This is a genomic window from Blautia sp. AF19-10LB (assembly GCF_003461245.1).
Lineage (GTDB): Bacteria > Bacillota > Clostridia > Lachnospirales > Lachnospiraceae > Blautia_A > Blautia_A intestinihominis.
Window position 1 is genome coordinate 225,772 of sequence record NZ_QTWS01000001.1, and the last position, 23,241, is coordinate 249,012.

Here is a 23,241-nt window from a genome sequence, read left to right on the forward strand (position 1 = left end):
CCGCGTGGGGCTTTATCGTGGAAAAAAGAGCATATGTCGCGTCAATAACTCTAAAAAGCACTTGACAAAACGCTTCATGGGGCACGGCGGCAGATATTGCCCCCTATGTCGATCCGGTCCCCGACTGGAACATCCCTCTGACCCAGACGGAAAAGCTCACCATGTCCAGCCGCCCGAAAAATCCCAAGTACGCCCGGAACAAAAACATCTTGGTCATCGGCGGCAGCGGCAGCGGCAAGACCCGTTTCTTCGTCAAGCCCTCCCTCATGCAGATGCACAGCAGCTATGTGGTCACCGATCCCAAAGGACAGCTTTTGTCCGAGGTGGGAACCATGCTGCGGCGGGGCGCCCCCAAGCTGGACGAGAACGGAAAGCCCATGCGGGACGCCCGCGGGAAGGTCATCTATGAGCCGTACCGCATCAAGGTCCTCAACACCATCAACTTCAAAAAGAGCATGAAATACAACCCCTTCGCCTACATCCGGTCAGAGAAAGACATCCTCAAACTGGTCAATGTCATCATCGCCAACACCAAAGGCGACGGAGAAAAATCCTCGGAAGATTTTTGGGTCAAGGCCGAGCGCCTTTTGTACTGCGCTCTGATCGGGTACATCTGGTACGAGGCGGAGCCGGAGGAGCGAAACTTCCTCACGCTGCTGGAGCTCATCAACGCATCGGAGGCCCGAGAGGACGACGAGGAATTTCAGAGCCCCGTTGACCTGCTTTTTGCCAAGCTGGAGAAGGAGCACCCGGACCACTTCGCCGTAAAGCAATACCGTAAATTCAAGCTGGCCGCCGGCAAGACTCTGAAATCCATTCTGATTAGCTGCGGCGCCCGCCTTGCTCCCTTCGATATAGCGGAGCTGCGGGAGATCATGTCGGACGATGAACTGGAGCTGGATACCCTGGGCGACCGGAAAACGGCGCTGTTCCTCATTATGAGCGACACGGATACCACCTTCAACTTCGTCATCGCCATGCTGCAAAGCCAGCTATTCAATCTTCTTTGTGACAAGGCGGACGACGTGTACGGCGGCAGGCTGCCCGTCCATGTACGGTGCCTCCTGGACGAGTTTGCCAATATCGGGCAGATACCCAACTTTGATAAGCTGATCGCCACCATCCGAAGCCGGGAAATCTCGGCTTCTATTATTTTGCAGTCCCAAAGCCAGTTAAAGACCATCTACAAGGACGCCGCAGATACCATTGTGGGCAACTGCGACACCACCTTGTTTTTGGGAGGCAAGGAGAAATCCACCCTGAAAGAAATCTCGGAGCTGCTGGGCAAGGAGACCATCGACAGCTTCAATCAATCCGAGAACCGGGGCAGCCAGGTTTCCCACGGCCTCAACTATCAGAAATTAGGAAAGGAGCTGATGACCCAGGACGAGATCGCGGTGATGGACGGAGGCAAGTGTATCTTGCAGCTTCGAGGGGTACGGCCGTTTTTCAGCGACAAGTTTGATATAACGAAGCATCCCCGCTACAAGTACCTTGCCGATGCCGACAAGAAAAACACCTTTGACATTGAACGGTACATGAAACGCAGACCGGCCATCGTGAAGCCGGACGAGCCTTTCGATCTGTACGAATTGAAAGCCACCGACCTTCAACCCAACAATTCAACTGAACGAAAGGAACTGTGAATATGAGCTTTTTTACTAACGCTATCGACGTTTTGCAGACTCTGGTCATCGCCCTGGGCGGCGGCCTGTGCGTGTGGGGCGGCATCAACCTTCTGGAAGGTTACGGCCAGGACAACCCGGCCTCCAAGAGCCAGGGCATCAAGCAGCTCATGGCGGGCGGCGGCGTTGCCCTCATCGGCATCACCCTGATCCCTCTGCTGTCCGGTCTGCTGTCCACCACCTAATGATTCTCCAAAACCGGCGGGGGCTTTCGCTTCATAGCGGGAGCCCCCGCAAAGGAGGTGATCTCCCTTGATATTGGATATGATCCAGGAGTGGTTCAAGGAACTGCTCATTGACGGTATCATTTCAAACCTGACCGGGATGTTTGATACCCTGAACACAAAGGTGGGCGAGATCGCCGGGGAGGTCGGCATGACGCCCGCCGCCTGGAACAGCAGCATCTTCAACATGATCCGCAACCTCTCGGAGACGGTGATCGTCCCCATCGCGGGCATCATTCTCACCTTCGTCATGTGCTACGAGCTGATCCAGCTCATCATCGAGAAAAATAACCTCCACGACTTCGACACCTGGATTTTCTTCAAGTGGATTTTCAAGACCTTCTGCGCCGTGCTGATCGTCACCAACACCTGGAACATCGTCATGGCGGTGTTCGATGTGGCGCAGAATGTGGTCAGCCAGTCGGCGGGGGTCATCATTTCGGACGCGGGCATTGACATTTCCGGCGTAGTGGGCGATCTGGAGACCCAGCTTGCCGACTGGAGCGTGGGCGCCCTGCTGGGGCTGTGGTTCCAGAGCGTGTTCGTGGGGCTGTGTACGCAGATTCTTTCCATCTGCATCTTCCTGGTGATCTACGGCAGAATGATTGAGGTGTATTTGGTCACCTCCATAGGGCCGATTCCCTTTGCCACGATGGTCAACCGGGAATGGGGCTCCACGGGGCAGAACTACCTTCGCTCCCTGCTGGCCCTGGGCTTCCAGGCCTTCCTCATTATGATCTGCGTGGGCATCTATGCCGTGCTGGTGGAGGGCATCTCCACATCCGGCGACAACATATCTGCGGCCATATGGGGGTGCATGGGCTATACGGTTCTGCTGTGCTACACATTGTTCAAGACCGGCAGCCTGGCAAAATCCCTGTTCGGCGCCCACTAAAGGAGGCAGATATTTGAGAGTAGGCCTTATTGATGTGGACTCGCACAATTTTCCCAACCTGTGCCTGATGAAGCTCTCGGAGTATCACACCAGACGCGGGGACCGGGTGGAATGGTGGGACCCTGCAAAGCAATATGACCTTGTTTATAAAAGCCGGGTATTTACAGACACCTATTCCAAAGACACCATACAGGTGAGCAACGCGGATAAGGTCATCCGGGGCGGTACAGGTTACGGCCCCGGCGAAAACCTCCCGCATGAGATTGAGCATATTCGGCCGGACTATTTTCTATATCCGCGGTTTTTAGGTACAGCCTATGGCTTTTTAAGCCGTGGCTGTCCAAGGAACTGCGGATTTTGCATTGTCAGCGGAAAAGAAGGGCGCAGGAGCGTCCGGGTGGCTGATCTTTCCGAGTTTTGGAATGGTGAGGAAGAAATCAAACTGATGGACCCGAACCTGCTTGCCTGTCCCGACCATGAAAGGCTCATTGAGCAGCTAATTGAGAGCCGGGCGCTGGTGGACTTTACCCAGGGGCTCGATATTCGCCTTATCAGCCGTGATAATGTATCTCTGCTGAACAAAGTGCGGACAAAAGCGGTGCATTTCGCATGGGATAACCCGGACGAGGACCTGACGGAGTATTTTCGTCGCTTTCGTGAACTTACTTCCATAAAGAGCGACCGAAACCGCCGTGTCTATGTCCTGACCAATTACGGCAGCACCCATGAACAGGATTTGTACCGGGTAAACACCTTGCGGGCATTGGGATATGATCCCTATGTGATGATCTATGAGCGCCCCACGGCTCCACGCATTACTCGCCATCTGCAAAGATGGGTAAATAACAAACGGATTTTTCATTCCGTATCAGATTTTAAGGACTATGCGCCGATGAAGAAGGAGGTGTGAAATATTGGCTTATGTAACGATCCCGAAGGACCTGAGTCGGATACAGAGCAAGGTCCTGTTCGGGCTGACCAAACGACAAGTGATCTGTTTCGGAGCGGCGGCGCTGGTAGGCGTGCCGCTTTTCTTTTTGGCAAAGGCGAGCCTGGGGACCACCACGGCGGCGCTGTGCATGATTCTGGTGATGCTGCCCTTTTTCCTGTTCGCCATGTATGAGAAGAATGGGCAGCCGCTTGAAGTGTTCCTGGGCCATCTGATCCAGAACAAATTCATTCGGCCGAAGGTCCGCATCTACCAGACCAACAATCTCTATTCCGCCCTGGTGCGGCAATCCCAACTGGAACAGGAGGTGAAGCGGATTGCGAGAAAAGGCAGAAAAACCGGCAAAGCGTAAGCTCACCCGTGCCGAGCGCAAGCAGATCGAGGCGGTGATCCGGCAGGCAAAGGGCGATGGGAAAGCCCATACGGTGCAGGACAGCATCCCGTTTCAGAATATGTTCCCCGACGGCCTGTGCAGGCTGGAGGGCGGGACCTTCTCCAAGACGATTGCCTTTGAGGATGTGAATTACCGTCTGGCGGGGCCGGAGGACCAGCGGAGCATCTTTGAAAGCCTTTGCGACTTCTATAACGGCTACGATCCCTCCATCGGCGTCCAGGTCACTTTGGACAGCCGCAGCGGAGGCAGCGCCGCCGATGAAATGTTCGGTATCACCAGACAGGGCAATGACCTGGACCCCATCCGGGACGAGGCGGTGGACATCCTGCGGATGCAGTATAAGCGGGGCAACAACGGTTATGTGAAAACCAAGTATGTGACCCTGACCATCGAGGCGGAGAACCTTCCGGCAGCGCGGGCGCGTTTTGCCCGTATCGAGACCGACACCCTGAACCGCTTCAAGGTCATGGGGGCGGCGGCTCATGTGCTGGACGGAAAGGAACGGCTGGAGCTGCTTTACAACATTCTCCACCCGGCAGACGGCCTCCGTCCGGAGGGTGGGCAGTTCGCCTTTGAATGGGACTGGCTCCCGGCCAGCGGCCTTTCGGTGAAGGACTTCATTGCTCCGTCCTCCTTCCACTTCGGAGAGACCCGCACCTTCCGCATTGGCAAACGGTACGGGGCGGTGTCCTTCCTGCAAATTCTGGCGCCGGAGATGCACGACCGTATCCTCACCGACTTCATGGAGGCGGACGGGAATATCATGGTAACCATGCACATCCGAGGCATCAACCAGAACGAGGCCATCAAAATGGTCAAGCGGAAGATCACCGACCTGGACGCCATGAAGATACAGGAGCAGAAGCGGGCGGTGCGCAGCGGCTACGATATGGACATTCTTCCTTCGGATCTCTCCACCTACGGCGGCGCGGCAAAGGACCTTCTTACCGACCTGCAATCCCGTAACGAGAGAATGTTCAACATGACCTTCCTGGTGCTGCACACGGCGGAGACCCGCCAAAAGCTGGAGATCGCCGTATCCCAGGCGGCCAGCGTCGCCCAGACCTACAACTGCCTTCTGACCCGGCTGGACTTTCAGCAGGAGGACGGGCTTATGAGCAGCCTTCCCCTGGGGCTCAATCGCATCAAGATCGAACGGAGCCTGACCACATCGGCTCTGGCGGTGTTCGTCCCCTTTGTCACCCAGGAGGTATTCATGGGCGGCGACGCCATGTACTACGGGCTCAACGCCCTTTCCAACAACATGATCCTGCTGGACCGCAAGCAATCCCGCTGTCCCAACGGCCTTGTATTCGGCACCCCCGGCAGCGGCAAATCCATGAGCTGCAAGCGGGAGATCACCTTTATCATGCTGATGACCCAGGATAATGTCATCATCTGCGACCCGGAGGACGAGTATTCGCCCCTGGTGAAGCGATTGGGCGGTCAGGTGATCCGGCTGTCCCCGTCCAGCACCGACTATGTGAACCCCCTGGACATCAACCTCAACTACTCCGAGGAAGAAAACCCGCTGGCGCTGAAAAGCGACTTCGTGCTGTCCTTCTGCGAGCTCATTATGGGCAGCAAGACCGGCCTGGAGGCCATCGAGAAAACCGTCATCGACCGGGCGGTGCAGATGATCTATCAGCCCTACTTTGCCGACCCCCGGCCGGAGAATATGCCGATTTTGGGCGACCTGATGAACGCCCTGCTGTCCCAGCACATCCCGGAGGCCGACCGGGTGGCCCAGGCATTGGACCTGTATGTGAACGGTTCGCTGAACTTCTTCAACCACCGTACCACCGTGGACATCTCCAATCGCCTTGTCTGCTTTGACATCAAGGGCCTGGGCAAGAACCTGAAAAAGCCGGGGATGCTCATTGTCCAGGACGCGGTGTGGAATACCGTCACCATCAACCGAGCCATTGGACGGTCTACCTGGTATTTCGTGGACGAGTTCCACCTTCTGCTGAAGGAGGAACAGACCGCCGCGTACAGCGCCGAGATTTGGAAACGGTTCAGAAAGTGGGGCGGCATCCCCACCGGGGCGACCCAGAACCCCAAGGACCTGCTTTCCTCTCCGGAGATCGAAAATATCCTGGAGAACAGCGATTTCATCTATATGCTCAACCAGGCAGCAGGCGACCGGAAGATACTGGCGGAGCGGCTGAATATTTCTTCTGAACAGCTTGCCTATGTGACCAACTCCGAGCCGGGCCACGGGCTGCTGTTCTTCAACAATGTCATCCTGCCCTTTGCGGATGACTTCCCGAAAGACACCGAGCTCTATAAATTGCTCACCACCAAGCCCAGCGAGGTTGCACACGAAACTGTGGACGATGAAAAGGAGGACCAGAATGGATAACAAGATGGCGGTTTTCAATAACCGCGAATTTGGCAGCATCCGAGTGATCGAGCAGAACGGCAATTATCTGTTTTGCGGAAAAGATATTGCAAAAGCGCTCGGATACCAACGCACGGCTGATGCCATTTCAGCCCATTGCAAAGGGGTCTGCGTTTTACCGACCCCTTCTAATGGCGGGATTCAACAGATGAAATTCATTTCCGAGGGTGATGTGTACCGCCTGATTGTTCATAGTCGGCTGCCTGGTGCGGAACGCTTTGAAAAATGGGTGTTTGACGAAGTTCTCCCCATGATCCGCAAGACGGGCGGGTATATGACTGCCTCCCTTCTGGAGCAGGCGGCGGAAAAGCCGGAAATACTTCTGGCTTTTGCCGACCAGCTTCTTGCCGAGCATGAGAAAAACCGGCAGCTCTCCGGCGAGGTGGAACGGCTGCGGCCGAAAGCAGATTTCTATGACGCCTTTGTCCATGAAGAAAACTGCACCAATATCCGGGCTACGGCGAAGGAACTGCAAATCGGGGAGCGTGCGTTTTGCCGTTTCCTGATGGACGCGGGATTTCTGTACCGCTGCCCGGCCGGATACCTTCTGCCCTATGCCAAGCCCTCCAATGACGGGTTGTTCCGTGTGAAGGACTTCTGGAAATATGGGCATTTTGGACAGCAGACCTTGATTACGCCCCAGGGCAAAAATGTAATCCGTCTGTTGCTGGATGATGGGCAAATGCGGCTGGAATGGAAGGAAAGGATGGGATAAGGATATGGAACAGGAAAAGCTGTATGTCATCGAGGAAAAGACCTATGAGGCACATATCGACGAGGAAGTGCATCTCTACGGGCTGCTTCATCAGCTTGCCTTCCTTGCCGGAAAAATCAAGGACCGGGAAGATGTGGAGGCGTTCATTGCGGCGGCGAAGCGGTACGGCCAGATCGCCGATGACAAGTTTGACGCCTGGAACATTCCCGGCCGTTACCTGGTGTTCGGCGACAAGGCGGACCTTGCCGGGATGAAGGCGCGAGAGCTGTGCGAACTGGACGCCTTCTATGTGGAGTGTGAGGACGACGAACCCGAACCGGGCAGCGGCCGCCAGGAGGAACACTATCTGATCCCCGGCAGCGGATTCCGGCTGCTGGTGAGCGAACTGCACATGTTCCTGGTGACTTGGTACAGCATCGCCAAGTGTCTGTCGCAGGCGCAGAACGAGAAGGATTTTCTCCGCCTGCAAAAGAAATACGGGAACTATGAAAAGACGCTGAACAGGCTGCGCCGCAAGCTGGGTCTTTCCGCTGATAGTAACTTTTGTCAGGATGAATTGGAGGCGGCGGTCATCAAGCGGTTCCGGGCGGAGCTGATCCCTGGGGAGCAGATCAGCCATGAATAAGCTCACCCATGTCAGCCTGTTTTCCGGCATCGGCGGGCTGGACCTGGCGGCAGAGGCGGCAGGCTTTGAAACGGTCTGTCAATGCGAGTGGGCGGACTATCCATTTTCCATCCTGCAAAAGCATTGGCCGGATGTGCCGAAGTTCCGGGACATCACCACATTCACGAAGGAGGCGTTTTTTGAGAAAACAGGACTTGAAACCATCACGATCCTCTCCGGCGGATTTCCATGCCAGCCCTTCTCCACCGCCGGAAAACGGCGGGGCTTTGCGGATGAACGCTACCTGTGGCCGGAGATGTGCCGCGTTATTGCCGAACTGCGGCCCCGTTGGGTGCTTGGGGAAAATGTTGCTGGCTTCATCAATATGGGGCTCGACAAAACGATTTTTGACCTGGCAAAAGCGGGATACGCTGTTCTCCCATTCGTATTTCCGGCTTGCGGCGTCGGCGCATGGCATGAGCGCCAGAGAACTTTTATCGTCGCGGCTGATGTTTCCCACACCCCTTGCCTCCGACAAATCCACGGGGCGGGACGCTGCCAACCTGGATGTGTTCCTGTCGGACAATGGGATATTCCGCAAGCGAAACAAGGACGGGACGATCTGGAGCCTGTCCCTGTCGGCGGCGGTGTTCTATCTGACCCCGGCGGCGTCGGAGGGCTACCGTTCCACCTTGAAACCGGCGGCCTTCCGGGACAAATCCCCGTCCTCCAACCTGTCGGCCCAGGTGATCCGGCAGGAGCAGCCCCTTTCCGAGAAAGCGGCGCTGAACCCGGATTGGGTGGAATGGCTCATGGGATTCCCCCCGAAATGGACGGACGCATCCTATGGCGTGCCGAGCCCGAAGGAGTCCCCCGCATGACCGAGGACACGGACAACCGGGCGCTGCGGCTGAAAACCCTGGGGAACGCGGTCTGCCCACCTCAGGCCTATCCCATTTTCCAGTACATCGCCATGATCGAAACCGGGGCGTGTGCCAACATCTGCCCCTATGGAACAGGAGGTGACGCACCTTGAAAGAATGGAAAGCCCCCGAAAAGGAGGCGCAGAAGATGACCCGTGACGGGGCGGTATCCGTCAACCTGGTCACGGGCAAGACTACCTATCACTCTGACCGCACGCCGGAGCAAGACCATTCTGCATCCGGCGAAACGGTGGGCGCCGCTGGAAAAGCGGTGGACCGTGTGGAACTGCACCGGGAACAGGCAGCAGCCAAAAAGAAGCGCCGGAAACAGCGCAGAGCCTATCGGGAGGGCGAGGCGGCAGCGGGTCGCCCATCCTCCCGATTGCAGTTTTCCGAGGCAGACCAGGCCAAGCCGGAGCTGCAAGGGGCCATCCGCAAGTCGGACAAGGCGGCGGACCGGCTGGATGCCGCCAGGGACGCGATTCCCAATAAGAGTCCGGGAAAGCCCCACGCCAATCCGCTGTCCCGCCCCATTCAAGAGGCGGGGGCGGCCATCCACGGCAAGGTTCGGGAGGTGGAGCAGGAAAATTCCGGCGTCCAGTCGGGCCACCTGGGAGAACGCGGCATTGAGAAGGCTGTGGGCTACGGAAACCGCCGTGTCCAGAACTGGCGGGCGGAACGCAAGCTGAAACCCTGGCGGGACGCAGCAAAGGCGGAGCAGGCGGCGGTCAAGGCCAATGCGGATTTCTACTATCGGAAAGCCGTGGCGGAGAACCCCCAGCTTGCGTCCAATCCCATCTCCCGCCTGTGGCAGAAACGGAAGCTGCAAAAGCAATATGCGGCGGCATACCGGGCGGCGGGCAAGACCGCCCAGGCTGGAAAAACAGCGGAAACCACGGCAAAGGCGGCCAAAAAAACCGCCCAGGAGTCCAAGCGCACCGCCCTTTTCCTGAAACGGCATTGGAAGGGCGCGCTGATCGTGGGCGGCATCGGCCTTCTGCTTGTGATGCTGCTGGGCTCCCTGCAATCCTGTTCCTCCATGTTCGGCGGCGGGGTGTCCAATATCATGGCATCTTCCTATCTGTCCGAGGATTCCGATATGCTGGCGGCGGAAGAAGCCTACTGCGCCAAAGAGGATGAATTGCGGGAATACCTGGATACCTACGAGGCCACCCACGACTATGACGAGTATCACTTCGACCTGGACGAGATCGAGCATGACCCCTATGTGCTGATCTCCATTCTGTCGGCGCTCCATGATGGGGTGTTCACCATCGACCAGGTACAGGGCGACCTTCAAACCCTCTTTGACAAGCAATACATTCTCACCGAAACCGTGACCACGGAGACCCGCTATCGGACGGAAACAAGGACGGACAGCGAGGGCAACCCTTATACGGTTCGGGTGCCCTATACCTGGACCATCTGCACCGTCACGCTGGAAAACTTCGACCTCTCCCATGTGCCGGTCTATATGATGGGCGAGGATCAGCTTTCCTTGTACGCTACCTATATGTCCACCCTGGGCAACCGCCCCGACCTGTTTCCGTCCTCCGGGTATGTGAACAAATACATTGAAAACCCGCCCACCGCCTGGGAGATTCCCACTGAATATCTCACGGACGAGCGGTTCAACACCCTCATTACCGAGGCGGAAAAATACCTGGGTTATCCCTATGTGTGGGGCGGCAGCAGCCCCAGCACTTCCTTTGATTGCAGCGGCTTCGTCAGTTATGTGCTGACCAACAGCGGCCTGTGCAATACCGGGCGGCTGGGCGCCCAGGGGCTCTACAACATTTCCACCCCGGTATCCGATCCCCAGCCTGGCGATTTGGTGTTCTTTGTGGGCACCTACGACACAACCGGCGTATCTCATGTAGGCATTTATGTGGGCGACGGGATGATGCTGCATTGCGGCGACCCCATCCAGTATTCCAACCTGAACACGAGCTACTGGCAGTCCCATTTCTACGCATACGGCAGACCGCCGTACAACTGATGGAGGTGATGAAGCATCAATATGGTTTCCTATGGGGGCGGCGCCAACAGCACCGCCCTTTTAATCGGGCTGCACCAGCACCGTATCCCGGTGGACCTGATCCTCTTTGCGGATACGGGGGCGGAGCATCCCCATACCTATGCCTATCTGGAGGTGATGGATTCCTGGCTGAAGGACCACGGGATGCCGCCCATTACCAGAGTGTATAAGACCACCCGTGACGGGAAACGGCTGACGCTGGAGGATGAATGTCTGCAAAGTTGCAGCCTTCCGTCTATCGCCTACGGCTTCAAGCGGTGTTCCCTGAAACACAAGATCGGGCCGCAAGAAAAGTTCTGCAACCATTACCCGCCGTGTCAAAAGGCGTGGGCGGCGGGCAAACGGGTGGTCAAATTCATCGGCTACGATGCGGGCGAGGGCTACCGCAGCGACAAGGTTCTGCTGGGCGACCTGGCCGACCGAAAATACAGCAAGTGGTATCCCCTAATGGAATGGGGATGGACGCGGGACGATTGCATCCGGCAGATCGAGGCGGCAGGGCTGCCCCAGCCGGGAAAATCGTCCTGTTTTTTCTGCCCCAGCATGAAACCCGACGAGATCACCGCCCTGCGGGAGCAGCATCCCGATTTGTTCCGCCGCGCCCTGGCGCTGGAGGACAACGCCCGGAAAAACCTGAAAACGGTCAAGGGCCTGGGGCGGAACTATTCCTGGAGAGAACGATTTGGAAAGGAGTTTTGCACACATGGCAACGGTTGAGAAAATCCGCAAGGACATTGAAAAGACGAAGGAGAAGATTTCCGCCCAGCAGAAGCGCCTTCGGGAACTGGAGGCGCAGCTCACCGAGGAAGAAAACCTGGAGATCGTCCGCATGGTCAAGGCGGTGCGTATGGACAACAAGGAGCTGACCGCCTTCCTGAAGGCCTACGCCAGCGGCCTTATCACCCTGCCCGACGGGATGATGGAGGCGGAGGCAGCGGCTGACACCGACGACGAGGATGTGGAAGGAATGGAGGATGGCGAAGATGAAGCGTAACAGAGTTTTCCGCCTTCTGGCGTCCTTGACGGTGGTGGTCCTGTGCATGACCGCCTTTTCCGTCACCGCCTTTGCGGGCGGCGGGGATGGAGACTATTACACCGGGGAGCCCGCCGAGACGACCCCGGAACCCACCGAGGAACCGGCCACCGGAGGCATGGAGCCGGAGGGCCAGCCCCTTACCCCGGAGGGCAACGCCACGCTGGTGGACGATTATTACGGCGATAAGCAGCTTATCACCGTGACCACAAAAGCGGGCAACTATTTTTACATCCTGATCGACCGGGCAAACGAGGACAAGGAGACCGCCGTTCACTTCTTGAACCAGGTGGATGAAGCTGACCTGATGGCGCTGCTGGAGGACGGACAGACGGAGGAACAGCCTGCGGCTTGTACCTGCGCCGAGAAATGCCAGGCCGGTGCGGTGAATACTGCCTGTCCGGTCTGTTCGGTGAATATGAGCGAGTGTGCCGGAAAAGCGCCGGAGGTGGAGCCGGAGCCTGAACCGGAGCTGGAGAAGGAGTCCGGCAGCGGCGGAGCCCTGGTGCTGATCCTGCTGCTGGCGGCCCTGGGCGGCGGCGGAGCCTTTGCCTACATCAAGTTCATCAAGCCCAAGCAGAGTGCAAAGGTCAGCGCCGACCCGGACGATTATGAGTTTGAGGACGAGGAATACGAAAACGAGAACTAAATTGTAAAAAACTTGCTGCATAAGAATAATAAAAGCACCAGCGTTTAAGGCACTGGTGCTTTTCTGCCGCTTAGGTTCTGTATTCTTCTGGATTTATATCATTAAATTTCAGATTGTAAAGCAGATCAGTCAAATCTTCAATGATAAGGTGGACTATAAAAATCAAGCCATTATTATTGATTCCTCTAACTCTGGCCTCATTTTCGCTTACATATTTTTCTTTTAAAATACCGTTCACATCAGGAATTGTGTCTGGTGAAACATTGATGTTTTTAAAGCCGCACTTTGTCGCAATAAGTTGAACAATAGAGCCGTTCTCTATGCTTTCACAAACCGTATCAATCGGCAACGACTGGCCCTCATCAATCATTCTCAACAATTCTTTAGCAAAAAATCCCAATTGAGCAAATGTTGCAGTTTCCATAAGTCAACATTCTCCTTCAAAACTTGGTGTTTAATTAAAATGATAGCATATCAAAAAATTTCAGTCAATGTAAAGGAGGCATCTTTTGAAACTTGTAGTTTGTGAAAAGCCGAGTGTAGCAAAGAGTATCGCATCGGCCCTGGGTGTCACATCCAGGGCCGATGGCTATTTTGAGGGCGGCGGTTGGCTCATTTCCTGGTGCATCGGGCATCTGGTGGGGCTGGCGGATGCGGCCGCCTACGATGACCGCTACAAGAAATGGCGGTATGAGGACCTTCCCATCCTGCCTGACCCCTTTCGCTATGTGGTGTCCGAGGAAAAGGCTGACCAGTTCCACGTTCTCCGTTCCCTGATGGAGCGCCCTGATGTGACGGAGCTGGTCAACGCCTGCGACGCGGGACGCGAAGGTGAGCTGATCTTCCGGCTGGTCTATGAGGCTGCCGGATGTTCCAAACCTTTCTCCCGCCTCTGGATTTCTTCGATGGCGGACGCGGCGATCCGGGAGGGCTTTGCCAACCTGCGCCCCGGTAAGGACTATGATCCTCTGTATCAGTCGGCACTTTGCCGCCAAAAGGCGGACTGGCTTATTGGTATCAATGCCTCACGGCTCTTTTCGGTGTTGTATCATCGAACGTTAAATATTGGGCGGGTGCAGACGCCCACCCTGGCGATGCTGGCCGACCGGGACGGTAAGATCGTCCTGTTCCGCAAGGAGAAATACCATCATGTGCGGCTGGCGCTGGAGGGAGCCGAGGCGGTCAGCGACCGCATTGTTTCCCCGGAGGACGCCCAGGCCATCCAAAACGCCTGTGAGGGGCAGCGGGCCGTGTGTGTATCCCTGGCGCGGGATAAAAAGACGGAAAGGCCACCCAAGCTGTACGACCTGACCACCTTGCAGCGGGAGGCAAACCGGGTATTCGGCTACACGGCCAAGCAAACCCTGGACTACGCCCAGTCGCTCTATGAAAAGAAGCTGTTGACCTATCCCCGGACGGACAGCCGATATCTGACCGAAGACATGGCGGAGACCGCCTCCGTGGTCCTGCATCTGGCGGCGCGGGTGCCGCCCTTCGACGCCTGCCCGGAGTTTTTCCCTGATGTTCTGACGCTGGTGAACGACAAGGAGGTATCCGACCACCACGCCCTGATTCCCACCCTAGAGCTGGAAAAGGCGGATGTGCCTGCGCTGCCTGTGGGCGAGCGCAATATCCTTCTGATGGTCTGCTGCAAGCTGCTGTGTGCGGCAGCGGAGCCTTTTGTGTATGAGACGGTCACGGCCACCTTTGATTGCGGTGGCCGCACTTTCACGGCAAAAGGAAAGCAGGTGCTTTCCCAGGGCTGGCAAGCCATCCAGGAGGTGTTCCGTTCCTCCCTGAAGGAGAAGCCGGAGGATGAAGATACCGAGGGTGTCCTTCCCGCCTTGACCGAGGGGCAGGTCTTTGAGCCGGTCTCCGCCTCCGTCACCGAGCACTTCACTTCGCCCCCCAAGCCCTACACCGAGGACACCCTTCTGTCGGCTATGGAGAACGCGGGCAAGGAAGATATGCCGGACGAGGCAGAGCGCAAGGGCCTGGGCACCCCGGCGACCAGGGCGGCCATCATTGAAAAACTGGTGTCCGGCGGATTCGTGGAGCGCAAGGGCAAAAACCTGATCCCTACAAAGGCGGGTGTCAACCTGGTCACGGTACTGCCGGAACTGCTGACCTCTCCCAAACTCACAGCGGATTGGGAGCAGCGGTTGAACGAGGTGGCAAAGGGCCAGGTGTCGCCGGAGGACTTCATGGACGGGATCGAAGCAATGGCGGCGGAGTTGGTGCGGAAATACTCCCACATTTCCGAGGATGGGCAAAAGCTGTTCCAGCCGGAGAAGGAGACGGTAGGCCTGTGCCCCCGCTGCGGCAAGCCGGTCTATGAGGGCAAGAAGAACTTCGCCTGTTCGGACCGGGCCTGTCAGTTTGTCATGTGGAAGAATGACCGTTTCTGGACCAGCCGCCGCAAGGAAATGACCCGGAAGATTGCGGCCGACCTTCTGAAAAAGGGCCGTACCTCCGTCAAGGGGATGTGGTCGGAGAAGAAAGGCTCCACCTATGACGCTGTGGTAATCCTGGACGATACCGGCGGCAAGTATGTCAATTTCAAGCTGGAGTTTCCCAAACGAAAGGATGGTGTGCATGGCAAAAAGTAAAGCCGAGGTCAACTTCATGGAGCATTTGAAACCGCTGCTCCCCGCAGGTGGTGACGCAAGCGAGCTGGAGGCAGCGGCCCAGACACTTGCCGGACTTCCCCCGGAGGACCGCGACCTCCTGGCCGCTGTCCAGGAGTCGCCCTATCGCCTGACGACTCTGGAGCAGTTCCGGGAGTTCCCCGCCAACACCGAGTATTTTGTCCTGGAGCCCAACATCCGCAAAGTGGAGGATGTGGGCTGGCGCTATCTGGCGCAGCATTTGGACGTCCTTCTGCCCCCGGAGCTGCTGGACGCCATTGATCCCGTTCCCTTCGGCAACCACGCCATGCAGGAGGAACAGGGGTGCTTCACCAGTAAAGGGTATCTCACCCTTTCCGGCGACGAGTGGGAACATGAGCGCCCCAGAGAGAGGCAGACGGAGAAAAAGCCCTCTATCAAGGAGCGGCTGGAACAGAGCCGGAAGGAATGTGCCAATCAGAGCAGGGCGCAGCCCCATCGGGAAAAGCCTGCGCCGGAGCGATAAGGAGGTGTCGCTATGCCCCATTATGACTATGACAAAGATTATCCCTTTTCCGCTTTCATCACCAACCTGGGCAAATACAACGAGGGCGCCCTTGTGGGCGAATGGGTGAAGTTCCCCACCACGGCGGAGGAACTGAAAAAGGTCTTTGAGCGCATCGGGATCGGTGCGAAGGACGACTTCGGGCAGACCTATGAGGAATGGTTCATCACGGACTACGACTGCTATGTGGATGGCCTCTATGACCTGTTGGGCGAGTACGCCAACCTGGACGAGCTGAACTACCTGGCCTCCAAACTGGACGACATGAGCCAGGATGAATACGAGCGGTTCCAAGCGGCCATGGAGATCGGCGACCACACGGGCAGCATCCAGGAACTTATCAACCTGACGGAGAACCTGGACTGCTACGACGTTTACCCCGACATCCACGACCACGACGATCTGGGCCGGTATTACATCGAGGAACTGGACGCCATGCAGGTGCCGGAGCATCTGCGCAACTACATCGACTATGAGGCCTACGGACGGGACATCGCCCTGGAGGAAAGCGGCCAGTTCACCGACCTGGGCTATGTGCGGGATACCGGGGACAGTTTCCATGAGTATTACGATGGCGAGCGCGGCAGCATCCCGGAGGAATACCGGGTGATGACCTTCCAGGACGACATCCCTGAAGAAGAAATTTCGGAATGGGCCATGGACCTTGCCTACGATATGGACGAGTTTTTCCGGCAGAACGATCCGCAGTATGCCGCCGAGCACCCGGAGGAACATGCGGCGAAGGAAGAAATCTACGAGAACCTTTCCGATTGCCGCATTGCCTCTCTGGAAGAAAAGCTGAAGGCGTTGGGCCAGACCCCGGAGGACTACCTTCCCTCCGAGTTGGAGAAGTTCAAGGAGGCTGTGGGCTACGAGGCATATTTGGATGTGGACCCGCAGGTGATCCGGGAGGCCATTGAAAACCCGAATCAGTCCCATGTGGACGAGATGCTGGCCTTTGCGGAGCAGGCAAACCGGGAGTATGAGGCGGAGTTGTACGGGCAGCAAGCGGCGCCTACCCCGGATGACCGAGAGACCGGCGAGACGGTGCGGACCCCCAGGGGCACCTTCCATGTGACGGATATGAGCCGGGAACAGATGGAAGCAGCCGGATACGGTTTCCACCACGAGTCCGAGGACGGAAAGTATCTCATCATGGCCAACGGCAGCCGCGCCTTTGCCATCCCCAGCGGAGACGCACCCGAACATACCGCGCCGGAGAAATTGACTGTCCTGGTGGTGGAGCCCATGAAGGAACCCTATGTGAAGGAGATCGACCCCGGCCTCCATGCGCTGCAAGCGGAGGTGGGCGGCGACATTGCCGCCTCCTATCCCTTTGACGATCCGGTGGGGCTGGTGCTGAACGATGAAGGCAAGCTCATCGGTCTGGACCTGAACCGCTCCCTCCGGGACGAGCATGGGGAGATTTACGACATCGTGGCGGGCACCTTCCTGGTGGTGGGCCTGGGGCCGGAGAGCTTCGCATCCCTGCCCCCGGACATGATCCAGAAATACACCGAGCAATTCAAGCGGCCGGAGCTGTTCGCCAGCATCAACGGGCAGATCGTGTCCGTTCCCGTGGAGCCGGAAAACCCGCTGCGCACGGCGGAAATGACCCTGGAGGATGACTACGGCATGATCGACGGGATCATCAACAACGGCCGCCGTGGTGAGGAATTGCAGAAAGCCCAGACCGAGGCGCGCAGGACCACGCCGGAGAAAAAGCCTTCCATCCGGGAGCGACTGGAGGACGCAAAACGGGAGTGCGCGGAACGGAAAAGCCCGGACAAGCCTGCCCCGCAGAAGAAGCCCCCGGAGCTGGGCGACTTATGAGCCGGAGCAAGAAATGGCGTCTGGAATGGGCGTTCTTCCTGGGCGAGAACGGCAGGCGTCAGTATAACAAGCTCTGCAAAGGCTGCGTTCATCCCTGCAAGCAGAGTTTCCGGGCGGTGGTGTTGTCCTGTCCGCACTATCTTTCCCTCCGTTCCAAAAAGTGCGGGAATTAGGGTTCAAAACAGGCGAAGAAACAGCCTGTGGCGGCTTTTCCGTGTAGGGGCAGTATGATTTCCCATGTGGAGCGGCAGGGTGTTTCTGCATAGGAAAAACGCCGGATTTTCACCTTTTATCAAGCAAAATGGGAGCGTCAACATCGGATGCAGTTATCCGAGGTTGGCGCTCCCATTCTTTTTTTGTTCTGGCTGCGTCGCAGTCGATCAGTCATCCTCTAACAGCTTGGAGGGTGGGATTTTCAGCACTTGGGCGATCTTGAACAATGTTTCAAGAGATACGCCACGAACCGTACCTGTTCCTTCTACCTGACCAACGAAGTTGACACTTTTCCCGATCCTCTCCGCAAGGACCTCCTGTGTCATCCCCGCCTTTTTTCTGTAATATGCGATCTTCAAGCCCAAAGTGATATAGCGTTCTGGAAACTCCGTTTGCATAATATCACCTCCTGATATTATGCTACCAACAAAACAGGTAAATTATAATTGAAACCAATTAGAGGATTATTTACTTTAAGTCAATGATTGTATATAATGAGAAGTGGATTATTTACTTTGTTGGAGAGGCTGGCTTGAAAATGGCGAAGATAGAACCGTGAACATATTTACCGTTAGTTTTTTTGGACACAGGATCATCCCGGAGTTTCGTGAGGCGGAGGATCGTGTGGAGGCGCTGGTTCATGCGCTGCTTTTGGAAAAGGAGTATGTGGAGTTCCTGGTCGGACGGGACGGAGATTTTGACCAGATCGTTTCCTCCGCTGTCAAACGCCAGAAGCGGATTGTACGAGATGACAACAGTTCCTTGATTTGGATACTGCCATATCCCACGGCGGAGTTACACAACAATACGGAAAACTTTGAAGCCTATTATGATGAAATCGAAATATGCGGCAGCGCGGCCAGCAGCCACCCGAAAGGTGCTTTTCAAATTCGCAACCGGCAGATGGTGAAGCGAAGCGATCTCGTTGTATTCTATGTGGACCATACAGGCGGCGGAGCTTATCAGACCATGCGCTATGCGCAGAAAGAAAAAAAGAATATACTAAATCTTGCTGGGGAAGGATACGGAGAAAAAGAATGAGCGCCATCATCTTTCGGTGATGGCGCTCATTTTCAGTAGCAGTAGTAGGTGCTGTGGGAATGTGTGTAAACGGTCAAAGGGGCGGAGCTGTGGGAAACAATGTTTGCGGGCTGTGGGAAAGCTGACAGCTTTTCCATCGGGCCGTGAATATTTGTTTTCCATCGGTGAAGCGGCCGTTTTCCACATTTCCATAGTGCTATTCTGGGATATAGGAAGTCCCTCTTGTTATGAACAGTCGATAGATGGTCAAGGGAATATACCAGGCAGACACCAGCAGTCGCCAGACCAGGACGAAACCGCCAATCACTCCGCCAATAATAAAGTTCAGCAGAAACAACGGAAGGGCGGTTCCCAAAGAGCCGCCCGGCACGATCCAGGCAAACATCCGTGGGATGCCAAAAGGCAGACCGCAAAGGATGAACAGCCATACATAGTCGGTGACTCCATCTTTTGTGCAGGCGGATTTGAAAATGCAGTACAGCAAAGCCGCCACCGCCACGGGCAGCACGCTCTTTTTGAAAAACTCTTTGATTACTTCGGATTTCGTCACAGTCAGCACCTCCATTCCTGGTTCCATTATATCAGCCGGATAACCATGCGCCCAGGGGTTTTGCAAAGACTGTCAAAAGCGCCCAATCCCCGTTACTCCAAGTCGTTGCTCCGCTGCCGCTGCTGTTCCTGTTCCTTCGGCCTTTCCAGCAGGGCGTCCACATTCTGGCGGAGGGTGTCATATTCCTTTTCCTCCCGTTGTATCTTCCGAAGTTCCGTTTGCAGGGCGGCCTTGCGGGCGGAGAGTCCTTCCAGTTCTGCTTTCACCTTATCGGAGGAAGGAAGTTTGGTGAGTCCGGCCTTTTTGATCTCCCTGGCTGCCGCCTCGAATAAGATGATCTCGCTCTCAAAGCCGCGCAGGAATTTTTCCTTGTCCTTTGATGCCTTGTATCGGTCATAGACAGGTTTCAGCTTGCGGTAGGTGTCGATCTGCTTTCCCAGAAGGGCATGGTCGGCGATCCGTTGTTCCGTATCCCGCAGGCTTTCCCTGGTACGGATGGAGGCGGCGGCAACGGCGTCGCACCGTTCCACCAATTCCTCATAGCTGCCGATGCCGTGTTCGGTGAGAAAGTTCATGGTAGCGGCCGCACGTTTCAGATTCTCAATGGTTGCCCACCGCTGGTATCCGGCGTTCTGCTGGGCCTTGATATTGTTCTGAATGTCAATGAGCAGGCTGACCCTCCCGCTGCGTTGCCGGGGCTGTCTGGAGGGGCGGGGGCCTCCGGCAATGCGGGAGACAACGGCTTCTTCCGTGTAATCGGCGCCCAGGGTTTTGAGCCGGGTGAACCTTTCCTGGTCCGGCGCCCTGGCGGAGATATACTTTCCTCGCTTGATTTCGTACCCTTCCCGCTGCAACCGGGCAAGCAAATCTTCCAGGCTGGAGGACACGGGGATCAGCCGGTCGATGGCGGCTTTCAGCTTTGCCTTGTAACTGGTGCCGTTCTGTGCGGCCTGATGCTCAATGTAGCTCTTACCCTTATCCCGGCCAGGGACGATGACGGATAAGCCGTGTTCTTTACACAGCCGGTCGCTGGCCCGGCGTATCTCGTGATAGCTGCGCTTGTTGGAATGGTAGTGCTTGTGGTCGGTGAAGCTGACCGCATTGAAAATCAGGTGATTATGGACGTGATCCTTGTCAATGTGAGTGGTGAGGACGAATTCATATTTGCCGCCCAGGACCTCCCGTGCCAGTTCCATGCCGATCCGGTGGGCTTCCTCTGGCGACACCTCCCCAGGCTCAAAGGCTTGGATCAGGTGGCGGCCCAGGTGTGTGCCCTTGTCAATAGCATGGCGGCGTGTCCATTCAAATTCAATGTCGGCGGTCTCGGCGGCGCAGCCGAAGGAGGACACCAGCAGTTTCCCATCCGTCTTGTCGGGGTTGCAGATATAGTCAATCGCCGCTTTCAGCGTTGACTTAATAGGATGCGTCTTTGTAACTGCCATATCTGATCCAGCCTTTCCCGGATTTCCTCCATGTCGGCCTGATAGGTGGGACCTCCGGCGTTGACTCGTTTGGCGATCTGATTGATGTTCCGGCCAATGGCGGACAGGAGCTTGTTCATCTCCTTGATGTCCCTGGTGTCCACCTGGATGATATATCCGTCAATCGCCATCTTCCGCAGGTAGGCGCCCATCCTCTTTGTCTGGAGCTGAGCCATCTTCTGTTCCATCAGTTCCTTTTCCTCGGCGGTCACATAGAACTTCACCTGGATATTTCGTTTTCGGTTTGCCATCGTGGTATCTCGCCTCTTTTCGTATCAGGGTTTGGGATGTTCCCAACAAGCATTTTTCGGGTTTAGGGAGAGGGTTCCCTAAAGCCAAAAATCGCAAGCGGGTACTCGCTTGCTGTGCTTGCTATCTACTCCATACCCCCACCGAAAGGCGGTATTTGTTGCGCGTTCCTTTGATTTTGGACGCAAAAAAAGATTGCAGCCGCCATGCGCTGCAATCTCCCGATTTCTCATATTGTGAGGTTAATCCTCTGCTTTTTCGACTTCCGTTATCTCCCTTGCTGTTGCGGTTACAATCCGTATGCCTTTATCGCTCATACCGTCCAGCAGCGCGTCAAGCTGCCGCCGCCCGGTGGATTTCTCCGCATTGCTGTTCGGGAAGAAAAATTGATCTACCGAAATATGATACCGGGTTACAAGGTCATAGAATACCTGTAAACTCGGCTGTTGTCCCTTGTTCTCGATATTCGCAAGGTAGCGCGGGGAAATATATAACTCGTCGCTTACCTTTTTGCGGCTCTCGCCGTATTCATTTCTCGCGGCTTTTATAGCTGCCCCGAAAGCCTTAAAGTCGTACAATGGTACGGGTCTTTTTGCCATTTTCATTCACCCTGTTACATTTTACAGTTCACCTTTCTTTTTGGATATGTCCACACAATTCATATCATTAGGTTAAATACTTCCTGTTGTGTATTGACAGTAGACTGATTTTCTGATAAAATAAAATTTATGTAAAAGGAGGCGGCGTTTATGTTGCATAGCATGCGTATTAGATAAGCATTGAAAAAAAGGATTTTCCCATTTTCAACATGGGCTTTTTTGTCATGCTTATTTTGCGGATGCTATACAAAAAACTAACGACGTATAGATATAGTATAGACATAGTGCAAGCTATGCCTTAGTTTTGTTGTACTGCTCTGTGCATTATAAATGCAGGTCAATGCTCATGTTGAGGATTGACCTGCATTTTTTTGTGTAAAAAGGACGAGTGAAATATAATGCTTAAAAAATATTGGATAAAATGTCCGATTTGTAACGGAAAGACGAGAGTTCAAGTATTTCATAATACTGTATTAAAAGATTTTCCTCTTTTCTGCCCTAAATGCAAATTGACGCATATCATTGATGTAGAAAAATTAGAGATTGTAATCAAAAATACAGAAAAACAAACTTTTATTATTTAGAAGAAAGGATATAAAAATGAAACGTTTACCTAAATATACGCCTGCGGAAGTACGGAATGATCCATACGGATTTACTTACAAAGAAATGTCGGAAGTTATTGGCGAGAATGAAGCAAAAGCCTTATATGAAGAATTATATAAGCAATTACCACGCAAAAAAAATCTATCAATGTTGGTAAAAAATATTTGCAAAAGCAGTGATACTGAAAAGTATGTTTACGAACTGAAAGACAACAAATACATTGAAACGGTTTTTATCAAGCGGCGAGATGGTGGAACTGTTTGCGTGAGCACACAAGTCGGTTGTCCTGTTGGTTGTATTTTTTGTGAGTCCGGGCGAAATGGCTTTGTTCGTAATCTAACATCGTCAGAAATCGTACAACAGATTATATTGTTGCGTCGAAAAGTAAACCGTATCGTTTTTATGGGTATGGGAGAGCCTTTATTCAATTATGACAACTTGATAAAAGCAATCCATATTCTCCGAGATAGATATGGGCTCAACTTTCCAACCGACGGCATTACCATATCAACAGTTGGTCCGGTCGATCAATTAAAAAAATTGCGCGAGGAACATCTTAAAATTCAGTTGACAATATCTTTACACGCAGCAACACAATCTGCAAGAAATCGTATTATTCCTCACATGCGCATATATGCTATTGAAGATGTTGTTAAGCAAGCCTTATCCTATTCTGAAAGGCATAATCGCAAAATTGTCTTTGCGTATTTGCTTTTACCGGGTATAAATGACCGGCCCTCAGATGTAAGACAACTTGCAAAATGGTTTCGGGGCAAAAAAGTTATGATTAACGTGTTACAATACAACCCAACAAGCAATTCAAGAATTAAAGCACCACAGAAACGGGAAATAGTTGCATTCAAACATCAATTAGAGCAAGCAGGACTTGAAGTTACTATGAGAGTTTCTCATGGCAGAGAGATTAACGCGGCTTGTGGACAGTTAGCTAACACATATAATAAATTCAAAAAAAAATGATTAAAAG

At 54.7% G+C, this 23,241-nt stretch carries 25 protein-coding genes and 3 pseudogenes; 22 read left to right on the forward strand and 6 right to left on the reverse strand.

Features of this window, described 5'->3' with window-relative positions; genetic code table 11:
- Positions 1-68: 68 nt before the first annotated feature.
- From DWX28_RS01070 to DWX28_RS01130, 13 genes and pseudogenes are all read left to right on the forward strand, one after another.
- A pseudogene (locus tag DWX28_RS01070) lies at positions 69-1,646 on the forward strand (VirD4-like conjugal transfer protein, CD1115 family); the annotation flags it as partial.
- A 2-nt stretch (positions 1,647-1,648) separates the two neighbouring features.
- Positions 1,649-1,870, forward strand: coding sequence for a Maff2 family mobile element protein (locus tag DWX28_RS01075; protein WP_087374121.1), 222 nt, complete (start codon positions 1,649-1,651; stop codon positions 1,868-1,870).
- Between the two features lie 79 nt (positions 1,871-1,949).
- Complete coding sequence (locus DWX28_RS01080; RefSeq protein ID WP_050617401.1) at positions 1,950-2,804, forward strand: VirB6/TrbL-like conjugal transfer protein, CD1112 family; 855 nt, start codon at positions 1,950-1,952, stop codon at positions 2,802-2,804.
- A gap of 13 nt (positions 2,805-2,817) precedes the next feature.
- Positions 2,818-3,714, forward strand: a complete 897-nt coding sequence (locus DWX28_RS01085) for a radical SAM protein (RefSeq protein ID WP_165858883.1) — start codon at positions 2,818-2,820, stop codon at positions 3,712-3,714.
- Positions 3,715-3,718: 4 nt separating this feature from the next.
- Positions 3,719-4,105, forward strand: a complete 387-nt coding sequence (locus tag DWX28_RS01090; protein WP_059004499.1) for a PrgI family protein — start codon at positions 3,719-3,721, stop codon at positions 4,103-4,105.
- A complete protein-coding gene (locus DWX28_RS01095) occupies positions 4,071-6,512 on the forward strand; it encodes a VirB4-like conjugal transfer ATPase, CD1110 family (protein ID WP_118251417.1) in 2,442 nt (813 codons plus the stop codon). Before DWX28_RS01090 ends, DWX28_RS01095 begins: the two co-directional genes overlap by 35 nt.
- Positions 6,505-7,266, forward strand: a complete 762-nt coding sequence (locus DWX28_RS01100) for a BRO family protein (RefSeq protein WP_059004497.1) — start codon at positions 6,505-6,507, stop codon at positions 7,264-7,266. The genes DWX28_RS01095 and DWX28_RS01100 overlap by 8 nt, the downstream gene beginning before the upstream one ends.
- Positions 7,267-7,270: 4 nt before the next feature.
- Complete coding sequence (locus tag DWX28_RS01105) at positions 7,271-7,891, forward strand: hypothetical protein (RefSeq protein ID WP_118251418.1); 621 nt, start codon at positions 7,271-7,273, stop codon at positions 7,889-7,891.
- Positions 7,884-8,906 (forward strand): DNA cytosine methyltransferase, encoded by a 1,023-nt coding sequence (locus tag DWX28_RS01110; protein WP_118251419.1) that lies wholly within the window; start codon positions 7,884-7,886, stop codon positions 8,904-8,906. Before DWX28_RS01105 ends, DWX28_RS01110 begins: the two co-directional genes overlap by 8 nt.
- Positions 8,903-10,792 carry a C40 family peptidase gene (locus DWX28_RS01115; protein ID WP_243002280.1) on the forward strand — a complete coding sequence of 630 codons (1,890 nt, stop codon included), beginning with the start codon at positions 8,903-8,905 and terminating at the stop codon, positions 10,790-10,792. The genes DWX28_RS01110 and DWX28_RS01115 overlap by 4 nt, the downstream gene beginning before the upstream one ends.
- A 21-nt stretch (positions 10,793-10,813) precedes the next feature.
- On the forward strand, positions 10,814-11,548 hold the full coding sequence (locus tag DWX28_RS01120) for a phosphoadenosine phosphosulfate reductase (RefSeq protein WP_330417569.1): 735 nt from the start codon (positions 10,814-10,816) through the stop codon (positions 11,546-11,548).
- Positions 11,535-11,825, forward strand: coding sequence for a DUF4315 family protein (locus tag DWX28_RS01125; protein ID WP_118251421.1), 291 nt, complete (start codon positions 11,535-11,537; stop codon positions 11,823-11,825). The genes DWX28_RS01120 and DWX28_RS01125 overlap by 14 nt, the downstream gene beginning before the upstream one ends.
- Positions 11,815-12,513 (forward strand): DUF4366 domain-containing protein, encoded by a 699-nt coding sequence (locus tag DWX28_RS01130; RefSeq protein ID WP_118251422.1) that lies wholly within the window; start codon positions 11,815-11,817, stop codon positions 12,511-12,513. Before DWX28_RS01125 ends, DWX28_RS01130 begins: the two co-directional genes overlap by 11 nt.
- Before the next feature lie 70 nt (positions 12,514-12,583).
- On the opposite strand, the gene DWX28_RS01135 is transcribed toward DWX28_RS01130, so the two are convergent.
- Positions 12,584-12,937, reverse strand: a complete 354-nt coding sequence (locus tag DWX28_RS01135) for a hypothetical protein (protein WP_118251423.1) — start codon at positions 12,935-12,937, stop codon at positions 12,584-12,586.
- 85 nt (positions 12,938-13,022) lie between these two features.
- Here DWX28_RS01135 and DWX28_RS01140 point away from each other — a divergent pair, with 85 nt between their 5' ends.
- From DWX28_RS01140 to DWX28_RS19485, 6 genes and pseudogenes are all read left to right on the forward strand, one after another.
- Entirely contained in the window at positions 13,023-15,122 is a 2,100-nt protein-coding gene (locus DWX28_RS01140; RefSeq protein ID WP_118251424.1) for a DNA topoisomerase 3, read from the forward strand.
- Complete coding sequence (locus DWX28_RS01145; protein ID WP_243002282.1) at positions 15,109-15,645, forward strand: hypothetical protein; 537 nt, start codon at positions 15,109-15,111, stop codon at positions 15,643-15,645. Before DWX28_RS01140 ends, DWX28_RS01145 begins: the two co-directional genes overlap by 14 nt.
- 12 nt (positions 15,646-15,657) lie before the next feature.
- Positions 15,658-16,212, forward strand: a pseudogene (locus tag DWX28_RS20710) (antirestriction protein ArdA); the annotation flags it as partial.
- Positions 16,213-16,695: 483 nt separating this feature from the next.
- A pseudogene (locus tag DWX28_RS20715) lies at positions 16,696-16,884 on the forward strand (hypothetical protein); the annotation flags it as partial.
- A gap of 39 nt (positions 16,885-16,923) precedes the next feature.
- Positions 16,924-17,517, forward strand: a complete 594-nt coding sequence (locus DWX28_RS20720; protein WP_416386886.1) for a DUF3846 domain-containing protein — start codon at positions 16,924-16,926, stop codon at positions 17,515-17,517.
- Positions 17,514-17,690, forward strand: coding sequence for a hypothetical protein (locus DWX28_RS19485; RefSeq protein WP_173878860.1), 177 nt, complete (start codon positions 17,514-17,516; stop codon positions 17,688-17,690). Before DWX28_RS20720 ends, DWX28_RS19485 begins: the two co-directional genes overlap by 4 nt.
- 207 nt (positions 17,691-17,897) lie before the next feature.
- On the opposite strand, the gene DWX28_RS01155 is transcribed toward DWX28_RS19485, so the two are convergent.
- Complete coding sequence (locus tag DWX28_RS01155; RefSeq protein ID WP_059004488.1) at positions 17,898-18,128, reverse strand: helix-turn-helix domain-containing protein; 231 nt, start codon at positions 18,126-18,128, stop codon at positions 17,898-17,900.
- A gap of 157 nt (positions 18,129-18,285) precedes the next feature.
- On the opposite strand from DWX28_RS01155, the gene DWX28_RS01160 reads away from it, so the two are divergent.
- The gene (locus DWX28_RS01160) at positions 18,286-18,771 is read left to right on the forward strand and encodes a hypothetical protein (protein ID WP_059004487.1); all 486 of its coding nucleotides are present in this window, start codon (positions 18,286-18,288) and stop codon (positions 18,769-18,771) included.
- Positions 18,772-18,967: 196 nt separating this feature from the next.
- Here DWX28_RS01160 and DWX28_RS01165 read toward each other — a convergent pair whose 3' ends face one another.
- From DWX28_RS01165 to DWX28_RS01180, 4 genes are all read right to left on the reverse strand, one after another.
- The gene (locus DWX28_RS01165; protein ID WP_118251426.1) at positions 18,968-19,321 is read right to left on the reverse strand and encodes a DUF6050 family protein; all 354 of its coding nucleotides are present in this window, start codon (positions 19,319-19,321) and stop codon (positions 18,968-18,970) included.
- Positions 19,322-19,413: 92 nt separating this feature from the next.
- Positions 19,414-20,763 carry a relaxase/mobilization nuclease domain-containing protein gene (locus tag DWX28_RS01170; protein ID WP_118251427.1) on the reverse strand — a complete coding sequence of 450 codons (1,350 nt, stop codon included), beginning with the start codon at positions 20,761-20,763 and terminating at the stop codon, positions 19,414-19,416.
- The gene (locus DWX28_RS01175) at positions 20,724-21,053 is read right to left on the reverse strand and encodes a plasmid mobilization protein (RefSeq protein ID WP_118251428.1); all 330 of its coding nucleotides are present in this window, start codon (positions 21,051-21,053) and stop codon (positions 20,724-20,726) included. The genes DWX28_RS01170 and DWX28_RS01175 overlap by 40 nt, the downstream gene beginning before the upstream one ends.
- A gap of 240 nt (positions 21,054-21,293) precedes the next feature.
- A complete protein-coding gene (locus DWX28_RS01180; protein WP_002584957.1) occupies positions 21,294-21,650 on the reverse strand; it encodes a helix-turn-helix transcriptional regulator in 357 nt (118 codons plus the stop codon).
- Between the two features lie 398 nt (positions 21,651-22,048).
- On the opposite strand from DWX28_RS01180, the gene DWX28_RS01185 reads away from it, so the two are divergent.
- The gene (locus DWX28_RS01185; RefSeq protein ID WP_003431289.1) at positions 22,049-22,234 is read left to right on the forward strand and encodes a cysteine-rich KTR domain-containing protein; all 186 of its coding nucleotides are present in this window, start codon (positions 22,049-22,051) and stop codon (positions 22,232-22,234) included.
- A 16-nt stretch (positions 22,235-22,250) separates the two neighbouring features.
- Positions 22,251-23,234, forward strand: a complete 984-nt coding sequence (rlmN, locus tag DWX28_RS01190; protein ID WP_002584956.1) for a 23S rRNA (adenine(2503)-C(2))-methyltransferase RlmN — start codon at positions 22,251-22,253, stop codon at positions 23,232-23,234.
- Positions 23,235-23,241 lie beyond the last annotated feature (7 nt).

Coding starts and splice junctions, on each gene's coding strand:
- DWX28_RS01170 (WP_118251427.1), bottom strand. CDS start 20,763: ATGGCAGTTACAAAGACGCATCCTATTAAGTCAACGCTGAAAGCGGCG.
- DWX28_RS01135 (WP_118251423.1), bottom strand. CDS start 12,937: ATGGAAACTGCAACATTTGCTCAATTGGGATTTTTTGCTAAAGAATTG.
- DWX28_RS01100 (WP_059004497.1), top strand. CDS start 6,505: ATGGATAACAAGATGGCGGTTTTCAATAACCGCGAATTTGGCAGCATC.
- DWX28_RS01155 (WP_059004488.1), bottom strand. CDS start 18,128: ATGCAAACGGAGTTTCCAGAACGCTATATCACTTTGGGCTTGAAGATC.
- rlmN (WP_002584956.1), top strand. CDS start 22,251: ATGAAACGTTTACCTAAATATACGCCTGCGGAAGTACGGAATGATCCA.
- DWX28_RS19485 (WP_173878860.1), top strand. CDS start 17,514: ATGAGCCGGAGCAAGAAATGGCGTCTGGAATGGGCGTTCTTCCTGGGC.
- DWX28_RS01080 (WP_050617401.1), top strand. CDS start 1,950: ATGATCCAGGAGTGGTTCAAGGAACTGCTCATTGACGGTATCATTTCA.
- DWX28_RS01075 (WP_087374121.1), top strand. CDS start 1,649: ATGAGCTTTTTTACTAACGCTATCGACGTTTTGCAGACTCTGGTCATC.
- DWX28_RS01110 (WP_118251419.1), top strand. CDS start 7,884: ATGAATAAGCTCACCCATGTCAGCCTGTTTTCCGGCATCGGCGGGCTG.
- DWX28_RS01175 (WP_118251428.1), bottom strand. CDS start 21,053: ATGGCAAACCGAAAACGAAATATCCAGGTGAAGTTCTATGTGACCGCC.
- DWX28_RS01125 (WP_118251421.1), top strand. CDS start 11,535: ATGGCAACGGTTGAGAAAATCCGCAAGGACATTGAAAAGACGAAGGAG.
- DWX28_RS01120 (WP_330417569.1), top strand. CDS start 10,814: ATGGTTTCCTATGGGGGCGGCGCCAACAGCACCGCCCTTTTAATCGGG.
- DWX28_RS01145 (WP_243002282.1), top strand. CDS start 15,109: ATGGCAAAAAGTAAAGCCGAGGTCAACTTCATGGAGCATTTGAAACCG.
- DWX28_RS01130 (WP_118251422.1), top strand. CDS start 11,815: ATGAAGCGTAACAGAGTTTTCCGCCTTCTGGCGTCCTTGACGGTGGTG.
- DWX28_RS01180 (WP_002584957.1), bottom strand. CDS start 21,650: ATGGCAAAAAGACCCGTACCATTGTACGACTTTAAGGCTTTCGGGGCA.
- DWX28_RS01185 (WP_003431289.1), top strand. CDS start 22,049: ATGCTTAAAAAATATTGGATAAAATGTCCGATTTGTAACGGAAAGACG.
- DWX28_RS01105 (WP_118251418.1), top strand. CDS start 7,271: ATGGAACAGGAAAAGCTGTATGTCATCGAGGAAAAGACCTATGAGGCA.